At 65.1% G+C, this 19,740-nt stretch carries 12 protein-coding genes; 3 read left to right on the top strand and 9 right to left on the bottom strand.

Annotation, left to right across the window (positions count from 1 at the left end; all coding sequences use genetic code 11):
* Nucleotides 1–129 precede the first annotated feature (129 nt).
* Genes C0Z16_RS24280 through recC form a run of 3 tightly spaced genes read right to left on the bottom strand, consistent with a single transcriptional unit; the run spans nt 130 to nt 9,604 of the window.
* Entirely contained in the window at nt 130–2,520 is a 2,391-nt protein-coding gene (locus C0Z16_RS24280) for an AAA family ATPase (protein ID WP_102634612.1), read from the bottom strand.
* Nucleotides 2,517–6,230, bottom strand: a complete 3,714-nt coding sequence (recB, locus tag C0Z16_RS24285; RefSeq protein ID WP_102634613.1) for an exodeoxyribonuclease V subunit beta — start codon at nt 6,228–6,230, stop codon at nt 2,517–2,519. Before recB ends, C0Z16_RS24280 begins: the two co-directional genes overlap by 4 nt.
* Entirely contained in the window at nt 6,227–9,604 is a 3,378-nt protein-coding gene (gene recC / locus C0Z16_RS24290) for an exodeoxyribonuclease V subunit gamma (RefSeq protein WP_102634614.1), read from the bottom strand. Before recC ends, recB begins: the two co-directional genes overlap by 4 nt.
* Before the next feature lie 224 nt (nt 9,605–9,828).
* Between recC and C0Z16_RS24295 the strand changes: the two genes are divergently transcribed.
* A complete protein-coding gene (locus C0Z16_RS24295; protein WP_102634615.1) occupies nt 9,829–12,330 on the top strand; it encodes an FUSC family protein in 2,502 nt (833 codons plus the stop codon).
* Nucleotides 12,331–12,484: 154 nt separating this feature from the next.
* Here C0Z16_RS24295 and C0Z16_RS24300 read toward each other — a convergent pair whose 3' ends face one another.
* On the bottom strand, nt 12,485–12,712 hold the full coding sequence (locus tag C0Z16_RS24300) for a hypothetical protein (protein ID WP_102634616.1): 228 nt from the start codon (nt 12,710–12,712) through the stop codon (nt 12,485–12,487).
* Nucleotides 12,713–12,881: 169 nt separating this feature from the next.
* Nucleotides 12,882–13,355: an Lrp/AsnC family transcriptional regulator gene (locus C0Z16_RS24305; RefSeq protein WP_102634617.1), complete on the bottom strand. Its 474-nt coding sequence runs from the start codon at nt 13,353–13,355 to the stop codon at nt 12,882–12,884.
* Nucleotides 13,356–13,491: 136 nt separating this feature from the next.
* Here C0Z16_RS24305 and C0Z16_RS24310 point away from each other — a divergent pair, with 136 nt between their 5' ends.
* On the top strand, nt 13,492–14,130 hold the full coding sequence (locus C0Z16_RS24310; protein WP_102634618.1) for a cysteine dioxygenase family protein: 639 nt from the start codon (nt 13,492–13,494) through the stop codon (nt 14,128–14,130).
* Between the two features lie 69 nt (nt 14,131–14,199).
* On the opposite strand, the gene C0Z16_RS24315 is transcribed toward C0Z16_RS24310, so the two are convergent.
* The 4 genes from C0Z16_RS24315 to C0Z16_RS24330 all read right to left on the bottom strand — a co-directional run bounded on the left by C0Z16_RS24315 (nt 14,200) and on the right by C0Z16_RS24330 (nt 18,944).
* Nucleotides 14,200–16,887: a mechanosensitive ion channel family protein gene (locus C0Z16_RS24315; protein ID WP_102634619.1), complete on the bottom strand. Its 2,688-nt coding sequence runs from the start codon at nt 16,885–16,887 to the stop codon at nt 14,200–14,202.
* A gap of 193 nt (nt 16,888–17,080) precedes the next feature.
* Nucleotides 17,081–17,728 (bottom strand): NAD(P)-dependent oxidoreductase, encoded by a 648-nt coding sequence (locus C0Z16_RS24320; RefSeq protein ID WP_102634620.1) that lies wholly within the window; start codon nt 17,726–17,728, stop codon nt 17,081–17,083.
* Nucleotides 17,729–17,895: 167 nt separating this feature from the next.
* Entirely contained in the window at nt 17,896–18,351 is a 456-nt protein-coding gene (locus C0Z16_RS24325; protein WP_102634621.1) for an Rrf2 family transcriptional regulator, read from the bottom strand.
* A 116-nt stretch (nt 18,352–18,467) separates the two neighbouring features.
* Nucleotides 18,468–18,944: a hypothetical protein gene (locus tag C0Z16_RS24330; protein WP_102634622.1), complete on the bottom strand. Its 477-nt coding sequence runs from the start codon at nt 18,942–18,944 to the stop codon at nt 18,468–18,470.
* A 203-nt stretch (nt 18,945–19,147) separates the two neighbouring features.
* Here C0Z16_RS24330 and C0Z16_RS24335 point away from each other — a divergent pair, with 203 nt between their 5' ends.
* Nucleotides 19,148–19,729: a DJ-1/PfpI family protein gene (locus tag C0Z16_RS24335; protein WP_102634623.1), complete on the top strand. Its 582-nt coding sequence runs from the start codon at nt 19,148–19,150 to the stop codon at nt 19,727–19,729.
* Nucleotides 19,730–19,740: the final 11 nt, after the last annotated feature.

The raw sequence follows: 19,740 nt of genomic DNA on the forward strand, positions 1-19,740 counted from the left end.
GGGATGAGCCAAGGTTTCACCGTTCGTTCCGCCCTCGGACCGGGCCGCCGTTGAGCCGCCTGCTCCTGCCGCGAAACTTGCCACGCGGGCAAGCACATGACTCCGCGACAACGCACTGCCCTCCCACCGCTAGCGGCCTCGCGACGCCTCCTCGATTCTGGCGGCGAGACCGGAGTCTCGCTGGGTCGGCGTCGCGATGGCCTGCGCCAGCACCGCGCGCGCGCCGATCACCTCGACGCGCTCACGCGCACGCGTGATCGCCGTATAAACTAGCTCACGCGACAACACCCTGCTGAACGAGGACGGCAGCATCAGCACCGCATGCTCGAACTCGGAGCCTTGCGACTTGTGAACGGTCAGTGCGAAAGCGGTGTCATGCGGCGGCAGTGCTGCCGGCGACACGGCCCGCAAACCGCGGTCGCCAGTCCGAAAGTAGACGCGTAGCGCGCCGCCTGCGCCCGGCAATGCGATTCCGATGTCGCCGTTGAAAAGCCCGAGCGCATAGTCGTTGCGCGTGACCATCACCGGCCGTCCGGCGAACCACTGCGCACCGACTGCGAGCGTTACGCCGGCCGAGCGCCGCACCTGCGCCGCCATCGACGCGTTCACCTGATCGACACCACGCGCGCCCGAGCGCGTTGCGCACAGCACCCGGAAGCGATTCAAGGCATCGAATAGCGGCAACGGGTCCGGCGTGTCGCCGGCGAGTGCGGCGGCAAGCGACTCGGCGTACGGCGCGAAACCGGCGGCAAGTCGCTCGACGGTGCGCTCGGCCAGCGTCACGTGCGCATCTTCGTGAAGGGCTGCGGCGTGTTGTGTCGCGTCGGCGAGCAGCACATCGAGTGCCGCGCTTGCCGCGCCGTTGCGGATCGCAAGCGACAAACGGCCGATCGGCGATTCAAGCCCAAACCGATAGTTGCGCTCCAGCCAGACGACGCAATCCGCGAGCGGACTTTGCGGCTGCCGCATCGACATGGTTGACGGCGCCCCCACCGCGGACAAATTGGTGTCGAACGGATCGGCGTCGCGCAGTTCGTCGAAACTGCTGGCCGCCGGTGGCTCGGCGAACAGATCGTCAGGCGGCGCATTGAAAAGCTCGGGCGCGTCATCGGCTTGCGGGGACCGGCCAGGCTGTTCGTCGAGATCTTCGGTGACTCGCGGCAATGATTGCGTGAGCCGCGCCTTCTCGATACCCAGCGCACCCGCGATTCGCTCGAGCCCTTGCGCCGTGAAAGCGGGCCGCGCGCTCAACTCGGCGAACACGGCGCCGGCCTCCACCGCCGCCAGCTGATCTTTATCGCCGAGCATGACGAGACGCGTGTGAGGCGCAATCGCATCGAGCAGATGCGCGGCCATCGCGACGTCGATCATCGATGCCTCGTCGATCACCACGACATCGTAGGGCAGCGGATTCTCGCGATGATGCCGGAAGCGCCCGCCTGGCCCCGACCCCAGCAGACGATGCAACGTATACGAAGTCTGCGGCAAACGCGCGGCGAGCTCGGGCGGCAAATCGCTGGCACGCGCGAGCAAGGCTTCCTGCATCCGCTGGGCCGCTTTGCCGGTGGGCGCGGCGAGCGCGATTCGCAGATCGGCGCGCGCATCGAGCAGGCAGGCGAGCACGCCGACCACCGTGGTGGTCTTGCCTGTGCCCGGACCGCCGCTGACGATGGTGAGCCTTCCCGACAGCGCCATGACGGCGGCCACGCGCTGCCAGTCGACTTCGTCGTCCTTGGAAGGGCCGAAGTAGCGCAGGAGACGCTGGTGGAGTGTTTGTGTGGCGTTGGCGTTGGCGTTGGCGTTGGCGTTGGCGTTGGCGTTGGCGTTGGCGTTGGCGTTGGCGTTGGCGTTGGCGTTGGCGTTGGCGTTGGCGTTGGCGTTGGCGTTGGCGTTGGCGTTGGTGTTGGCGCTGGCGTTGGTGTTGGCGCTGGCGTTGGCCTCGCTATTGCCGGCCGCGCCCTTCTGTGCGCCGGCTTGCCCGCCATCGCTTGCGCCCACCACTTTTCCGCCACGCTCAGCCGGACGCCCAACCGCACCGACACCCGCAACGCCCCCTGGACCCTTAAACGCACTGGCATCCGTACTCGTCCCCGCACCCGCATGCGCAACCAGCGCGCGCGCCAGACGCCGCTCGTAATCGTAGTAACGCGCCAGGTACAGCCGCCCTTGCCCATCGATCACCAGCGGACGCAGCGCCGCTGCGCTTTGCGCCCCGTCGCTCGCCATGCCGCTTGCAAACAAAGCCGCCCGCACCTCTGCGGTCGACGCCTCGAACCGACGCGCGAGCGCCGCGAGCGGCACGCACACGTGCCCTTCGCCAGTCGCCCGGCTCGCCGCGAATGCAGCGCGCGCCACCCATTTCACAGCTTCCGTCGATGCCCCGCCGCGGCGCGCCAACTCGCCGATACGGCGCGCGAAACCTTCCGCGAGCGCGATGCTGAAGTCGGCTGGCGCGGGCAGATTCACGCCGATGTCGTCGAGTTGCAGCGGCGGCGGTGGACCCTGATCGAACTTGCTCAAGCGGCACCTCCGATCATCGCCGCGTCGAGCAACGCCACCAGCTCGAATGCAGGCCGCCTGACATGCACGCCGGCCTGGCCGTCGGCGTCGCGCCAATGCGGACGCACGCCGCGTACGAACAGATACAGATAGCCGCCAATATGCGTCTCGTACGCATAATCGCGCACCCGGGTCTTCAGATAACGATGCAGCGCCACGGTATAAAGCAACGCCTGCAGGTGATACGCGTGGCTCGCCATCGCCGTTTCGAGCGGTTCGGCTGCATAGTCAGCCGCGGTGTCGCCGAGATGGTTCGACTTCCAGTCCACGATCCAGAACCGTCCGTCGTACTCGACGATCATGTCGATAAATCCTTTCACGAAACCGCGCAACATGCCCGGTTCCAAAGCGACGTCCGGATAACCGTGCTCGACCAGCAACTCGCGCAGCGCGGCGAAATCGAGCGACGGCGCGGCAAACAGGAATTCGAGCTCGTTCAGACGCCGTTGCGGATTCAGTTGCGCCAGCGTCATCCCGGGCACGAGTTCGGTGCTGACGACGTCCTCGATCAGCTTGTGCATCATCCCGGGGAGACGGGGGGCGAGTTCCGGCGACGCCGGCGCCGGCCGCTCGCGCAACGCGCCGCGGATCGCGTCGGGCCATGTGTGCGGCTCGCTGAAGTCCGCAAGTTCGAACATGCGATGCAGACACTCGCCGGCGGCCGCTCCGCGTGGGAACGCGAGAATGTCGTCTTCGGCAATGGACGGCGTTTGCGGTGCCGGTGCCGGCCCCGTTGCCGACACGAGCATCGGCATGGAGACGAGCGCATCGGCGATCTCGTCGTGATCGGGGCGCACTTCTTCCACGGGCGCCTGTGCCTCTTCGGCCTTGCTGCCCGCGACGATCAGACCGCTGAAACTCGCCATGCGCCACTGATCGCGCAAAGACCGGCGATGGCTCCGCGCGCGCCTATCCGCGCCGCTTTCCTGCATGCTCTCCAACGGCGTGCGGCGCTCCACCTTGGGCAGCGCTTGCAACGCTATCGGGCCACCCGCCAACGCCTGCCATCGCGATGACAACGCCTCTTCGTCCGGCGGATTGGCAAGCCAGTCGTCGAAGCTGTAGCCACTGCCGGCCACCAGCCAGTTCAACACGCTGCGTCGCGATTCCTTCGTCGAACGCGACGACAGATACGTGCCCGCGACGAGATAACAGCGGTACACCGAGCGTGTGAGCGCAACATAGACGAGCCGCGCCCGTTCGGCCGCCTGTTCACGCGTCGCGTGACGGGCTGCACGTTCCGCCTCTTCGTCGTCGCAACCGTAGTGCAGCACTGCGTCGCCAGTTGGATCGTGATACTCGCGCGCGTCCGGCAGGCCTGAAGGCGGCGGTTCGCGCAAGGCGCCGTCGTTGAGAAACGGACAGAACACGACCGCATATTCGAGTCCTTTCGACTTGTGCACGGTCACGATCTGCACCAGGTTGCGGTCGGACTCGAGCCGCAATTGCGCCTCCTCGCCGCCGCCCTGGGTGCGTTGTGCGGCGAGCCAGCGCAACGTCGGCGCGATGCCCGGTTGCGTGGCCGCGCGCGCCTGCACGAGTTCGGCAAGATGATTGACGTTCGTGAGACGCCGCTCGCCGTCCGGCGCGGCGACCAGCCGTTGGGCGACGCGCAGTTCGCGCATCAGCGTGCGCCACATCACCGCGAAGCCGCGCTCATGCCAGAGCGTGCGGTAACGCGAAAAACGTTCGACCCAGCCCATTGCGTCCGCCGCGTGCGCGGGATCGTCGGCGACAGCGGGTGCGTCGGCGACCTGTTCCAGACGCCACAGCGCCGCCGCGTCGAGGCCGAGCCAATCGGTCGCCAGCGCGGCACGCAAGCGGCGCAGATCGCCCGGCGTATCGACGGCGGCTAGCACACGCTCGATCTGCTCGGCGTCCAGTGTTGCAAACACCGAGGCCTGCGCCAGTTCCACACTGCCGACGCCCCACGCCGCCAGCACGCGTTTGATCAGGCTGCCCTGCTTGTGCGTTTGCACGAGCACCGCGATGTTGCCCGGCGCAAGCGGCTCGTTGCCGATCGTCACCGAGCCATGGCGCGCGCCGCGCAAGAGCCGCACGATCTCGGCGGCGCACGCCTCGCTCGCTTCTCGCTGCGCGTCGCGCCGGGTCAAGGCGGCCTCACCCTGCGGCAATGTCCAGACGCGGAAATCGCCGGCGCTTGCGTCGGGGTCCGCGAAAGGCGGCCTGCGCCGCTCGCCCGCGCGCACCGGCTGATAGTCGAGCCCATCGAGGACGAAGGCCTGCGGGTTCGCTTCGAAAAGCCGGTTGCAAGCTTCGACAATCGGCGCGGTCGAACGCTGATTGACTGCCAGCGTATAGCGCGCGGAAGCCGACGCGCGCGCCGCCAGATACGTGTGCAGATCCGCCGCGCGAAAACTGTAGATGGCCTGCTTGGGATCGCCGACCAGAAAGAGCGGCCCCGCCGGCGCAAAAATGCGGCTGAAGATCGCGAACTGCAACGGATCGGTATCCTGGAACTCGTCGATCAACGCGGCGGGATAACGCGCGCGCAATGCATCCGCAAGCCACGGATGCGCGGCGAGCGCCCGATACAGGTTCGACAGCAGATCGTCGAACGAGACGACACGGCGCGTGCGCTTGCGCGCCACCAGTTCGGCGGGCGCATAGTCGAGCCAGACCTGCATCAGCGCGAGCCAGCGTGCGCGTTGCGCCGCCTCCGCCGCGACCACCGCTGCCGCCAACGCTTCCGCATGGTCGAAAAACGCATGCTCGGGCGGTTCGAACTTGACCTTTGTCGCTTTCTTCAACGCGGATGCCGTCAACTTCAATGCGGCCCGTGGCGGCGGCGCATGGCAATCGCCCTGTGCGAAGTACTCGGTCCACGCGGCAATCGCAGCGCCTACATGATCGGGTTTGTGCGTGGTCCTACTCAGACGGTCCTGGGCTTGCTCCAACAGGCTGACGATGGCATCGCGCTCCGCATGCCATAGTTCGCACGCGGCGTCGAAACCGGCTCGCGGATCGGCGCTCGCATCGGCGTCGGTCTTGCCCCAACGTAGTTGAGCCAACGGCTTTTTCAGGCGCCTTGCGAGTTGTTCGTCGAGCGATACGGGGCCGGCACGCTTCGCCACCAGCCAGGCTGCGAACGCGGGATGCGCGTGCGCGACGGGCTCGATCTGCTCGCGCCAGAAATCGGCGGCCATTTCGAAGCGCAAGGCGGCGTCGTCGGCTTCCATCTCGAAGGCGAACGGCATCGCGGCGGCGAACGGCGCCTCCTGCAACGCACGTTGGCAAAACGCGTGGATGGTGTGAATCGCCGCCTGGTCGAACGTGCGCAGCGCACGGCGCACAACCTTCAAGGCGGCTTCGCGGTCGATGCCACGCTCCGGCGCGAGCGTCGTCTCAAAGAAACGCCGAATGAACGGATCGCCGCCGTCGTCGTCCATTTCGATCGCGCGATGCAGTTCCGCGAGACGCCCGCGAATGCGCTCGTGCAATTCGGCGGTCGCGGCCTTCGTGAAGGTCACGACGAGAATCTGGTCGGCGTTCAGGTTCTTTTCGAGCAGCAGGCGCACATACAGCGCGCAGATATTCCACGTCTTGCCCGTGCCCGCCGACGCCTCGATCTGATTGACGCCGTCGAGCGAACAGGCGAACACATCGAGCTCTTCCGCACCGGGCGCATGATGATGGAGCGCGCCGCTCATGATGCGCTCCGCAAATGCTGCATCAACGGCTTGAATACGATCGACGCGAGGCTGCCGAACGGTTCGTCGAGCGTAAGCGGCGTGCCTCGCAGCGCGATGCGCAATGCCGGGTCGTCGGACTCGCTGCGCACGCGGTCGTTGATCCACACCCCTTGTGCCGCCGGATCGCTTTCGCTCACTTTGGTCCACGCGCTCTTCGGGAAAAAGCGCAGCGGCAGCCTGCGCCCCGCCTTGAACAGCGCGGCGAGCGGCGCGAGTTCATCGAGGGGCGCCTCGACCGGCGCGAGTTCGAAGCTTTCGCCGCTGCCGTGCCAGACAGTGCGGCGCGGGCCCTCGGGCCGGGCCGCGCAATAGACCAGATGCGCGAGCCAAGCCGACAGGTAGTCGCGCGCGGTGGGTTTGGCGTAGCGAAAAATCACTTGTCCTGTTTCAGTCAGCAGGTTCAACGTGCCGTGCATTTGCAGCGGCGTTTCGGCGGCCTGGCGAAGCTGCGCGTCGTGAGGTCCGAACAACTCGCCGGCAATCTCCGCGCTATCGGGCCAGCGCGGCGCGATGTCGAGCACGAATGGCAAGCGCTCGACGCCCGAGGCGACTTCGCGGCGCACCGTGTCGGCAAGCTGGCGTAACGCGCCCAGTTCACGCGCGCGCCACACCGCGCCGGTCGCGCCGCCGGGCAACTCGGGGCTGGCCTCGGCGACGCGCCGCACGCGGTCGAACATATGCTCGTCGTCTTCCGTATCGGCGTCGAGCAGCACGGGCAAAAGACGCTCGGCCAATGCATCACGTCCCGCGTAATCCAGATCGAACGGCTCGGTGTCGAGCAGTTCGCCTTGCGCGTCCGACAACACGATGCCGAGCCGATCGCGCAGCAACGCACGCGCAGGATGACGCCAGAACCGCACGAATTCGTCGAACGCAACGGGCACCGCGTCTTCCGGCGGCAACGGTTGATCGAAGAACGGCGCGGCGGCTCGCTGCTGCGGCGCGGCCAGCAATGTGGCGAGTTCGGCGCGATCGGCGTCGTAAGTGAAGAGTTCCGGCTGCGCGGCGAAATACTCGGACGCAAACGCCTGCAACGGATGATCGACGATAAACGCACTGCGCGTGCGCTCCACCTCCGCCGGACTCGCGCCTTCGCCCGCCGACACTTGCGCCAGATGGTCGAGCAACTCGTCCACAAGCGCAGCCGGTGGCAACGGCGCGTTGTCGCGAATGCTGCGCCCGGTATAAGCAATAAAGAGACGGCTGCGCGCGGCCAGCAGCAGATCGAGGAACAGATTGCGCTCGTCGTCGCGGCGCTGCCGGTCGCCCGCTTTGCCGAACGCGGCCATCAGATCGAACTCGTCGGCGCGGGCGAGGCTCGGCAACACGCCGTCGTCCATGCCAAGCAGACAGACAATGCGGTACGGCAGGCCACGCAAGCTCGTCAGCGACGAAAACGTCACGCTGCCCCAAGGCACGCCGCCGCGAGCCGGATCGTCGAGCGCTTCAGTGAGTGCACCCCGCACGACCGCGGCGGGCATCGCGACCTGGTGCGCGCCGGCCTGCATCGCGTCGCCCATCTTGCCGATCGCGTCGCGCACGGCGGCGAGCGAGTCCGCAAATTCCACGCCGCCGTCGAAACACTGCGCGAGCGTCTCCAGCAGCAGTTGCGTCCACTCCGAAGATGTCTGTTCGGTCGCGCAACGCGCCGCGAAGGTATCGATATCGTCGACGAAACGTGACAGGCGGCCGAGCAGTTCCGCGTCCGAGCCGTCGGCGCCCTCGACGGGCAGCCAGGCGTCCACCGGTTCACCGCCGTCCGGCATCGCATAGCCGAGGTACAACCGGGTCAACGCATCCGCGAATGTGTGACGGGCAATCGGCACGTGTTCACCGGTGGGCTCGACGGGCGAAAGACCGCGGCGAGCCCCAGCCGCCGCGAGCCATTCCTGCGCGGCTTCGAGCGAACTTGCGTCGATCCCGTAACGCACGGCAACCGCGTCGACGCGAAGCCATTCGATCAGATCCGGCGCGCCGACGCTGCGCTCGGGCAAGGCCAGCCAATCGAGCAGCAGCCGCGCGACCGGATTGGCCTGGGATGGCGGCAAGCCCGTGATCCGATACGGGATGCGGCGCGTATCGCCAACGGGCGTGGTGCCGAACACGGCGTCGATCAATGGCCCGGCCGCCGCGAGGTCGGACACGGCGACGAGCACATCGGACGGTTGCAGATCGTCGAATTCGTCGAACCAGCCAAGCAGGCGGTCATGCAGCACTTCGAGCTGGCGCGACAAGCTGTGACACACGTGAACTTCTATGCCGCGCTCGTCCGGCAGCTCCTCGGCTTTCGTTTCCGAACGAAGATCGAGAATACCGTTTTGCACCGCGGCGAGCCAGGTCGGTTCGGGATTCTCGGTGAAGTCGCCGGTCTCGCCTGAAGCTGCGCTTTCAGTGAGCTCGTGCAGCATATGCAACTGCGCCTGCGTTTGACGGCCCCATTCGGCGAGCAGTGGATGGCCCACTTCCTGATAGTCGAGCTGGCCTGCTGCATCGAGCGCCTGGACACGGCCTTCGCTCACCACGTCGAACCAGAACTCGCGGCACGGGTTCATCACGTAGAGGCGCACGTCGACCCAACGCGACAGCGCGCGCAGCAATGCAACGTGCAACGGCGGCATGGTCGGCAGCGCGAATACGCTTACCGCTTCGGGCCACCTCGCGTTGGCGATGGCTTCGAGATCGAGTGTGTCGATTTCATCCAGAAAGCGGTATGCGGGCGGCAATGCGGCTGCGGGCGTTTGTGCATCGCCGGCCAGTTCCGTCAGCACCGCGCGCCACAGTGCGGCCTGCCAGCGTTCGTCCTCGCGCGCCGCCTCGCTAGCGCCGACGAGTCGCGGCCCTGCGTCGTCCGTGGCGCCGCTCGCGAAAATGGAACCGCCCTTCTGCCATTGCTGCAACCATTCAGGACGATACGTCAGATAGTGGTCGAGTACGGTCGCCACGCGGCGCGCCAGTTCATAGCGCATTGACGCATCCGCCGCGTCGAGATACGTACGCAGACGAGGCGACGCATTCCATGGCAGAGCCTCGTGCGCATCGCCCAGCAAACGAAAGCAGCGCCACACGAGCCGGTCGGGCGCGAACGGCGAATGCCGCGGCACCTCGATCACACCGCCGATCTGCGCCCATAGCCACTGCGCGAGATAGCCAAAGTTGACGTTCGCGCAGATGCCCTGGCGCGCGGCGATATCGAGCTCGAGACGGCGCCGCACCGCCGCGCTTGGGACGATCACGGGCTGCGCGGTCCATGGGTCGGACGGCGCTTGCGCGAGGTCGTCGAGCAGCGCGCCGACAAGCGTTTCATAGCGGTTCGAATAGAAGAGCTGGAGCATGGATCCCGGGCCGCGCGGTGTGGCTACGCCGCATTCGCGACAAACGCGCGAGCCGCGGCGGACAGTGAAGCGACAGCATAACAAAGGCGCTCGCCGCGCAGAACCTGGCCGAACGGACGAGGTCAGATCAGACGCAAAATCAGTTAGACTCGTCGGCAGTCTTGGGGCTGTCCCCGGGCTTGTGCCTTCAACCGCTTTTTGTCAGTGAATGAAACAGGCAGTCGATGCGCTATTCGGTTGAAATAAAAAAATTCCTTTACAGCCAGTACTTTTATGGCGGCCTGCGCATCGCGGTTGGTGTGTCCTTACCTGCGGTGCTGTGCCTGATCGTGTTTCACAATCGGGACCTCGGCTTCACGATTGCGACGGGCGCGCTCGGCGCGTGTGTCGTCGATATGCCGGGTCCGCTGAAGTACAAGCACAACGAGATGCTGGCGTGCTCGGTGATCGGTTTTCTGTCCGCGCTCGCCACCGGCCTTGCCACCGTGAATCCGGTGGCGCTGTGGTGCACCGTCGTGCCGCTCACGTTCCTGCTTTCATTGATCGTGGTGTATGGCAACCGCTGGCCGCAGATCAGCTTTGCCACGCTGTTCATGATGATCATGACGCTGGAAGAGCACTTCACGCCCATGCAGGCGCTCGTCAACGCGTCGTGGATTCTGGTGGGCGGTCTCTGGTACACGTACTGGTCAACCGCCGTGAGCCGCTGGATGATGCACCGCATCGAGCAGCAGGCGCTGGCCGAAAGCGTCTTTGCCTGCGCCGATTATCTGCTTGCGCGCGCGGCGTTCTACGACCTCGATAACGATCTGGACGAGTGTTATCGCAATCTCGTCGACAAGCAGATTGCGGCAGTGGATCGGCAGGACGCGGCGCGCGACATCGTGTTGCGCAATTTACCCAAGCTCAAGAGCGGCAAGCTCGAACCGCGCCGCGCGATGCTGTTCAACCTGTTCATCAACACGGTCGATCTGCACGAGCTTTTTGTTGGCGCACATACCGACTACCCGCTCGTGCGCAACACCTTCGGCGGCACGGATCTGCTGGTGTTCTACCGCGACCTGATTCGAAAAGCCGCCGCGGATCTCGAGGAAATCGGGCTTGCTGTCTTGCAGAACCATGCGCCCCGCGCTCGGGTGAATGTAAAGGCCGAGCTGCGCGCAATCGAGTTCGAGATCGAAGTGATGCGCAAGCAGGAACTGCCGGCGAAGAATCCCGAGGCTTATTCGGCGGTCTCGTCCACGTTCCGGCGCATCTGGAGCGCCACGCGTCTGATCGACAAGATGCGCAAGAGTCTGTCGAGCGATCCGAGCACGACGGAGACCGAACTGCGCCTCGACCAGGCGCTTAACCGTTTCGTGTCGAGCCGCCGTGTGCCGTTCGGCCAGATCTTGTCGAATCTGACGATGGCCTCGCCGAGCTTCCGTCACGCACTGCGTGTGACGATCGCGGTGGCGGTCGGCTTCTGGCTCGGCCGCGTGCTGCCGCTCACCAACGCGTACTGGATCGTGATGACCACGGTCATCATTTTGAAGCCGGGCTACTCGCTGACCAAACAGCGCAATGGGCAGCGGATCGTCGGCACGCTGATCGGCTGCGCGGCGAGCATCGCGCTGATGATCTTCGTGAAGGAGCCGCACATTCTGCTGGTGGTGATGTTCGCGTCGATGGTGATGAGCTACAGCCTGCTGCTGTTCAATTACACGGCGAGCGTGGTGTTCACTTCGTCGTATGTTCTACTGATGTTCCATCTGCTTGCGCCGGGCAGCATGCGCATCATCGGTGAACGCGCGATCGACACGGTGGTGGGCTGCGCGATCGCCATTGCCGCGAGTCACCTGTTCCCGTACTGGGAATATCGTTTGATGGGCAAGCTCGTCAACAACATGATCGGCGCAACGCGCCAGTTTCTCGAAGCGAGCTGGTGGTGGAGCGGCAAGCCGGCAGCCGCTGCTGTCGCCACGGTGACGGAAGCCGGCGCGCGCGCGCCGCTTGCGGCGATGGCCGATCCGGCAATCGACTTCGGTAAGCCCGCGCTTGCTGCTACAAGTAGAGCCCTCGATGAGGGGACTCAAGCCAGCTTGCAAGCCGGCGCTCTGGCCGGCGCGGGCGCTCATGCACAGATCGGCACCGGAGTAAGCGCGGTCGCCGGCTCAGGCGCCACCGCACCCGTCAACGGGACGGCAAAGCCGGTCGCCGGCGCATCGCCTGCAGCCGCCGCTGCGGCGACCGCACTCGATCGCGATTATCGTTACCGGCTCGCGCGCAAGAACGTCCATGTCGCATTCGCTAATCTGGGTCAGGCGTTTCAGCGGATGATGCTGGAGCCGAAGTCCGCACAGAAGTTCGTGCCGGAACTCAACGACCTGCTGCTGCGCAGCCATGTGCTCGCGTCGCAGATCACAGCGGCCGCACCGCTGCTGCGCACGTCCGCGCAACAGGCCGACAGCGTATCGCTGCAAGCGCTGCAACGCGCATTGGGCGTCGTACGCGACAATCTCACGGAAGCCGAGGCAGGCAATGCGCCGCCCGCCGACCACAGCGAGCAGATCAAACAGCTCACGCGCGAACTAGACACGATGGTCGTCGCGGCCGAAAAATCGCAGGACTATTCGGCGGATGCGGCGCATGACATGAAACTGCTCGCGCATCAATGCAAGCAGATGCTCGCGGCGGCGACGCTGATCCGCAAGGATGCGAGCGTGATTCGCTTGCCGGATGAGTGACGCCGCGTGACGCTGTGTGACGCTGATTGCAACGCCGACACACGGACTAGGGGCGCTTACGCGCGGCACGCGACACGCGTCGCGACAACTGGGCGACCATTTGCCACAACCCACGACACCATTACCGGCGGTCACGCACGATGACCGCCGCACCTCACTGTGCCGTGCCGCTTGCAGGTTTGGCTGCAGTAGCCGCAGCGCTCGTCGCAGTCACTGCGGCCGCGCCCGATGAAATGGACACCGACGGTGCATTTTCATTGTCGAAATCGCGCTTTTCCTTGATCGCGTTGTAGAAAAGCGTGGCGATCACCAGCAGTACCGCGACCACGATAAACACGGCAATGCCGAAGGTCGGATTTTTCTTGCGCGGCGGTTTGTTCATGAGGCGGCTCGGATCGCGAGGCAGTCGCGGAAGATAGCGGAGAAGGCGGCATTCTACGCTGCGACAGCTTGCACTCGGCTTGCAGTCTGCAGAGGGGAAGAGCCTGTCCAGGCGCACGGCCAAGGGCGTAGCCATGGCCGGGCAAACCGTGCCCGGCTGAAGCTCAGCGTTACACCAACGCCGCGGGCCGCACCGGCAACGCCGTCGAATATTTGATCTGCTCCATCGCGAAGCTCGAACTCACGTCGTATAACGGCACGGCGGCGATCAACAGTTTGTAGACCCGGTCGTAGTCGTCGATATCCGAGACGACCACGCGCAGCAGGTAGTCGGTCTCGCCGCTCATCCGGTACACCTCCACCACCTCGGGAATGTCCTGCACGGCACGCGTGAAGGTTTGCGCCCAGGCCTCCGTATGCTGATTGGTGCGCACGGCGACGAACACCGTGGTGCCGACACCAAGCTTGCGGGCATCGCACAGCGCGACCTGCGCGCGGATCACGCCCGCCTCCTTCAGACGCTGCAGCCGCTTCCAGCATGGCGTCTGCGACAGGTTCACGCGCTGCGCCAACTCGGCAATCGGCATGGTCGCGTCTTGCTGCAACAACTCCAACAGCTTCCGGTCGATGATATCCATTCCCATCGTCTCGCCCCTTTAGGAAATTATTCTACTTTTCAGATTGTGAGGGGAATTATATGGAAACTCTTTCTCCGGACAAAACGGTATAAATGTCCGAACCACAAAAACTTATCGGCAGTAGGCCTGCCGTTCAACGACCATGAGCTACGACCGTTCGTTTGACCGTCTCCCCGATCAATTCATCGCGCCGAACGATCGACACGACACGCTGACGCGCACCGAGCCCGCCGAGCACCACGAGCCTCTCGCAAGGCTCTGCAACGCGCTCGACGCCATCTTTGAAAGCTGCGCAAGTTTCCCCGATCCGTCGCATTCGACCTTCTTCGCGCGCAGCATGCGAATCGCGCTTGCTCAAGCCGCTGCCGACCCGAAACTGCTCCGGCGCGAGCAACGCGAAGGATCGCTCGATAACTACCGGCGTCATCTGCTCGCCGCCGATCCGCACGGCCGTTATGCGATCGCCGCGCTCGTCTGGCTGCCGCACCAGGCGAGCCCCGTGCACGCACACCACACATGGTGCGGATACGCGGTGATCGACGGCGCGTTGAATGAGACCGTATTCGAGTGGAATGACTCGCACGAGTGCGCAAGCGCCACCCGCACGCAGTCGCGCAAATGCGGCGCAGTGTCGTTCGTGCGCGGCGGCCGCGGCGGCATTCATCGGCTGGGAAATTGCAGCGATGCGCCGGCCGTGTCATTGCATATTTACGGCGTTCCGGGCGCGCGGATCGGCACGCACGTGAACGATGTCGTACGCGCCGCGCCCGCGCTTGTCTGATAGCGCTCGTCGGTCAACGGCTGAGCGCTTGACCGCGCTCACGCCATCTGGCGCAGCCCCGTCCAATAATCAACTCTTGCCCCCGCCCTCGCCCGCCGTGGGAATCTGCGGCGGGATCGGCGCAGTCTGGCCGGTCGGCGGCGGTGCCGGACGTGGCTCATGTGACACATCGCGCGCCACCACAACAGTTGGATGCCCGGTCCGCATCGGCTGCACTTTCTCGACGTGCTGATGCCTGTGCTCCTGGGCGTGCTCATGCTCATGCTCGCGCCCGGCTACGTCAGGCATTGGATCGTCCTGTAAAGGCTGCCCCTCACTATCCTTCGACGACGTGAAAAGGCGCATCTGCGGCACCGGAATCTCGATGCCGGCTTCGTCCATCTTGCGCTTGAGCCGCAGATTGAATGCGCGCGCCACGCTCCATTGCTGCAGCGGCCGCGTCTTGATCTGCCCTTTGACAACCATCCAGTTGGGATCGAAACGGTCGAGACCCCACACCTCGATCGGCCCGAGCATCTCGCGCCGGTAACGGAAGTCGGCCATCAGATCGGCGCCGACTTCACGAATCAGTTGCGTGATTTCATCGACGTCGGTGGCGAACGACATCCTCACCTCGAACACCGCGTAAGCAAAGTCGCGCGACAGATTCTTGACGATCTTGATCTGCGAAAATGGAATCGCGTGGATCGCGCCTTGACCATCGCGCAGCCGCACCGTGCGAATCGACAGATGCTCGACCGTGCCCGCGTGGCCGCCGTCCACGTCGATCCAGTCGCCCACCGAAATCGTGTCTTCGATGATGATGAAAAGCCCCGTGATCAGGTCGGTCACGAGCGACTGCGCGCCGAAGCCGATCGCGAGGCCGATCACGCCCGCGCCCGCCAGCAATGGCGTCACGTTGATGCCCAGGTTCGCCGCGGTGACGATGCCGGCGATCGTCATGATGGTCACGAGCAGCACATTGCGCACGAGCGGCAACATCGTGCGAGCCCGCATACTGGGACTGCGCGACTTGTTGCGCGCACTGCCTGGATTGAGCGCCTCGGTGATCGCGGTGTCGACGAGAATCCACAGCAGCCACGCAATGAACACGGTGGCGATGATCGCCGTCACCGCATGCGCGATGCCGCGCGCCGCGACGTTTTCCTCGACGACCGCGGCGAGCGATACGCCCCACAAACGCGCCGCCAGCTCGAAGAAAAATAGCCAGATGAACAGTGTCAGCAGGGTGCCGCAAAAACGCAGCAAACGTGTCAGATAGGGTGAGCGCCGACGCGCGCGCGGGCTGCGCGGACGCGTCATGCGCAGCACGATGGCCGACAGGAAAAACGCCAGCACCAGCAGCAGCGCGGTCACCACCGAGATCTGCAGCACGTTTTCGCTCGACCCCGAGCCGCCCAGCGTGGCAGCCACCGAGGCCGTCGCCAGCACGAGAACCGGCATGTGCCAGAGCGCGGCGAGCACCTCGAAGGCATCGGTCGCGGCCTTGTGGTCGTTGCGTTGCTCGTAGGGCCGGTTGCGGATCAGATGCGCGACCGGCCTGCGAAACGCGAGCGCGAAATAGCCGGTGAGCACGGCGGCCGTCATATTAGCGGCGGTGGAAATCATCGCGGCCAGGTTCGTGCCGAGTTGGTGGGCGACGTCGTAATTGACGGCCGCGTCGCCGAGCGCGCCGCACACTCCGACCACGAACAGCAGACGCCGCGCATGGTCGATCAGCAGACGCACCGCGATTCGCCGGTGCCCCGAGCCGAACAGCGAAAACATGATCAGACAGATCGCCGAAAATACCGCGCCCGCGACAATCGCATACGCGACGACCATGCCGAGCGTGCGGCCGAGCGCGTCGGGCATGGCGCGCACGAACAGCAGCGCGGCGACGAACGCAATGATCCACGGCCCGACGCGGCGCAGCGCGAAGATCAGCAACTCCCGCGTGGTCGGATTCGGATTGAGTCCGATCACGATACCCATGCGACGGTAGAGCCGCTGCTGCAAATAGATCAGCGCGCCGGCGCATGCGCCCCAGCCGGCGAGCATCGCAAACATGGAGAGCAGAATGCGGCCGAGGCTTTCGTGGCCCTGCCCTGAAATGATCGTGTAAAGCTCGTTGCCGGCTGCGTTAAAACGCCCGCCCCAGTAACGCACAGGCGTGCGGCCCTCGTGCATGTCGGATTCGAACGACGCGATGCCCGACGCGATCGCGCCGAGCAAGCCGGGGCTCGGTTGCGCGGGTACCGGCGCGATTGGACCGACGGTTCGCGATACATCGCGCAGCTTTTTCAGTTGCGCGACGAGCGCGGTGCGCTGCCGGTCATTGTCGAGTGTGGCAATGACGCTGTCGAGCGAGCGCGAGATTTCCGCCTGGCTTGCGGGCGACGGCGCCGCCGCAGACGCCGACGCCGCGTCTGCAGCCGAGGCGCCGGACACGGCCGAAGCGGGCCCCACCGTCGCACTGTTGATCAGGCTCTGCAAGGCCGGAATGACGGGCGTGCTGGTGCTGGTGCCGGTGCCGGCGGCCTGCGCGTCGGCGGGCATCCACGCGGCGCAAAGAATGAGTATGGTGCAGATCGCGACGGCCCAGGCGTTCAGCCAGGCGGGGCCAGGCGCGCGCGCGTGCGCGCCGCTGCGGACGGAGCATCCGATGCGGTCGGAAAGGCGACGAAATGCAAGACGACGAAATACAGCGTGAATCGACGAGCGCCCGCCGTTTGACGGCGCAGCCTCGGACTCACGCCGCGACGGGCATGACTGCATGGCAATCCGTGAAAAAAACGGGGAGCCGCCAGTGTAGCCTCAGTTTCACCGCCGGGAACCGGTCATGCGTAACCGATTGTTAGGACGCTTGCATGAATTCATGCGGGCGGCATGGATGAAGGACCGCTCACAATGCCTGTCGCGTTGCGGGCCCGCGCGCCGGCCCGCCCGCACCCGCGCAACAGGCTCACGCTCAATAAGCGACCGTCGCGATCTGACGAATGAAACGCCCTTGCTCCAGTTCGTCGACGAACGCTATTGCGTAATCTTCGGCGGAAATGCGGCTGTTGCCCTGCGCATCGGCGATGAGCGAGTTGGTGCCGGTGCGGAACGTGCCGGTGCGCTCGCCTGGGCTGATGAGCGCGGCCGGCGCGAAGAACGTCCAGTCGAGATCGGCGACGCCGCGGTAGTAGCCGAACGCGTCGCGATGAGCGAGCGCGACCGGCTTGTAGGCGTCCGGAAAGCCTTCCGTGTCGACGAGTTGCTTGCCCGGCGCGACTTCAAGCGAACCCGCGCCGCCGACCACGACGAGCCGCTTCAAGCCTGCCGCGCGCACGCCTTCGACTAGCGCGCGGGTCGCCTTGTCCAGCACGCCGACATCGTCTTGCGGCGGCGCGTAGGCGCTCGCCACCACGTCGTGACCGCGCACCGCCGCGCCGACACTCGCCGCGTCGAGCAAATCGGCCTGCGCCGCTTTCAGATTCGGCACGTCGGCCGGCACGCGAGCTGGATTGCGCGCCAGCGCCGTCACCTGATGCCCGCGACGGGCCGCTTCCGCCGCAATCCGCGAGCCAATCATACCCGTTGCGCCAAACAACGCGATCTTCAACTGTTTGCTCATTTCAATGCTCCTGTCATAAGCATATATGTAACTGTCTTGATTACATATATGCGGGAAAAAAGAGGGGCGTAGCCCCCGTCTTCATTGCTGAACCGACGCGCATGCTTACAGACTCGAAGCACACGCGCCGCATACCGCATTACCTCATACGGCGAACGGTACTTTAGTCACGCGTGCGACCGCCGTTTGCGCTCTCGCGAGCGCTCGGCGCGCCGCAAGTCCGCCGTGGCGTCGGCCAGCGTGCGCTGCGCGAGCGAGGCTTCCATGGCCTGCTGCGCTTCGTCGATGATTCCGCGCAACACCACCTGAATATTGCGCCCTACCATGCACGCCGGATTTGGCTCCTCGCGATGAAGCGCGAACAGTTGCGCGTCGTCCACCGCGCGGTACACGTCGAGCAAGGAAATCTGCGCGGGCGCCCGTGCGAGCAGCGCGCCGCCGCCCGCACCGAGTTGGGAGGTGGTCAGACCCGCCTCCGCGAGCATGGTCAAAAGCCGCCGGATCAGCGCGGGATTCGTGTTCACACTGCCCGCAATCATCTCCGACGAAAGCGGCGTGCCCTCCTGCAACGACAGCAACGCGAGCACATGCACCGCAAATGCAAACCGGCTACTCGTGTTCACGACGACCCGCCCCGCGACGGCAATGTGTAACCATCGTAATTACATTTATCGGCACTGTCAAATGACTTCCACGCGCCGCGATGCGACGCAGCGAATCAAACGGGCACGTGCGCATGTCACTTGTCCATCTGCTTCTGCGCGTCGCCGGTATAGCTCGATCCTGACGACGAAGCCGCGGCGCTCGTCGACGAAGCCGTGCTCTGCGCCGACCATTCCTGCAGCTTGCGTCCCGCAGTCTCCAGACTCTGCCCCGTCAGCGATGCGGCTTTGCCGAGCTGCGCGTTGGCCGTGCTCGCGGCGTTTTGCAGATTGGCTTGTGCGCTCGAAGCGAGTGCGTTGGGGTCGACAGTGACCGACGGCGCCGAGGCGGAGTCGATATTCTGCTGCGCGGCGGATTTGGTCTCGTCGACCTTCTGGCCGACGTAGCTTGCCGCCTGATCGAGCTTCTGGCTGGCGGCCTGCGCCACGTCGTTGAGCTTGCCGGCAACCTGCCCCGCCGATGCGTCGTTCTTCTGGCACGCGGCGAGACCGCCGAACACAAAGAGGACAACAGCGGCACGGCGCAGCAACGGCGAACGGATAGATGAAATCATGTGTGTATTTTAACCGCGCGAGGCGGCCTGGCTGACGAAAACGCGCCCATCATACGCCGTTGCGCTCGAGCGCCGCGCAACGGGTTAATGCAAAGTAGATCGACGCGGCGAGCGCAGTCGCGGTTCTGTCAAACGTTGTGCGGTAGACTGGCTGGGCGCAATCGAGCGTTCGCGGTGTTCCGTTGATCAACTGGAGGCATACGATGGCGGCAAAGAAGATTCTGTTTCTCACCGGCGATTTCGCCGAGGATTATGAAACGATGGTGCCGTTTCAGGCACTGCAGGCAGTCGGACATGTGGTCGACGCGGTGTGTCCGGACAAGAAAGCAGGCGAGCGGATCAAGACGGCGATTCATGACTTCGAGGGCGACCAGACCTACACGGAAAAGCCCGGCCATCTGTTCACGCTGAACGCGTCGTTCGAAGATGCCGATCCGCGTCAGTACGATGCACTGGCAATCGCCGGCGGACGCGCGCCCGAGTATCTGCGGCTCAATCCGAAAGTCATCGAACTCGTGCGGCAATTCGCCGAGGCCGGCAAGCCGATCGCGGCCATCTGTCACGCCGCGCAACTGCTGGCCGCCGCCGATGTGATCCGCGGCAAGCGCATTTCCGCGTATCCGGCCTGCGCGCCCGAGGTGAAACTGGCCGGCGGCGACTACGCCGACATTCCGGTCGACGCCGCGATCACCGACGCAAACTTCGTCACCGCGCCGGCGTGGCCCGCACATCCTGAGTGGCTGCGTCAGTTCCTCGTTCTGCTTGGCACGCGTATCGAACTTTGAGCTGGTTCAAG

Source organism: Paraburkholderia rhynchosiae (assembly GCF_002879865.1).
Taxonomy (GTDB): domain Bacteria; phylum Pseudomonadota; class Gammaproteobacteria; order Burkholderiales; family Burkholderiaceae; genus Paraburkholderia; species Paraburkholderia rhynchosiae.